Raw genomic sequence first — 523 nt, 5'->3', positions numbered from 1 at the left:
GTACTGTTGCGCTTCGGCTTATTAGCGCGGCCATCAAGACGCTGAACCCCAAGGTCTCCGCCGGCGCATGAGAAGACGCGCTCGCTCAAGTGCTGCACTTGGGCAACCCTGCCTACGCTCAGAGGGTCATGCCTTCACGCCGCCGGTTTTGGTGGCGGCGATCGCCTTGCTCTCCTTACGAAGCTTCGTAGACACGGGGCAAACCTGCTGTACGAAGCTGGTGAGGGTGTTGGCGAGGCTGCCGTCGCGATCTCGGGCACGTCGATACGCAGCGGCCCGTCCTCGGTCAGCACGGTCTTGGCGCTCTTGCCGTTGCGCTGGTTCGTCGCTTGGGCCGGCTTGGCCGCGCCGGGCGTGTAGCCCAGGTGGTGGCTCAGCTCGCCGCCCAGCATCTGTTCGATCAACGCCTTCTTGAAGGCCATCGAGGCTTGCTGGATCTCCTGGCCCTTCATCCGAGCTGTCCTGCGGGGAACTTCGTCTTGACCACTCAATCCGGCACCAAGTGTCGCAAACAGCGACCGTC

At 63.5% G+C, this 523-nt stretch carries 1 pseudogene; it reads right to left on the bottom strand.

Annotated elements, in window-relative coordinates:
- Window positions 1-237: 237 nt before the first annotated feature.
- Window positions 238-434 (bottom strand): annotated as a pseudogene (locus AC1DU6_RS35775) (transposase); the annotation flags it as partial.
- Between the last annotated feature and the right edge of the window lie 89 nt (window positions 435-523).

The sequence above is a fragment of the Roseateles sp. P5_B10 genome, from assembly GCF_056400485.1.
The sequence above is the reverse complement of the archived record's forward strand: the minus strand, read 5'-3'. Positions and strand labels throughout refer to the sequence as shown.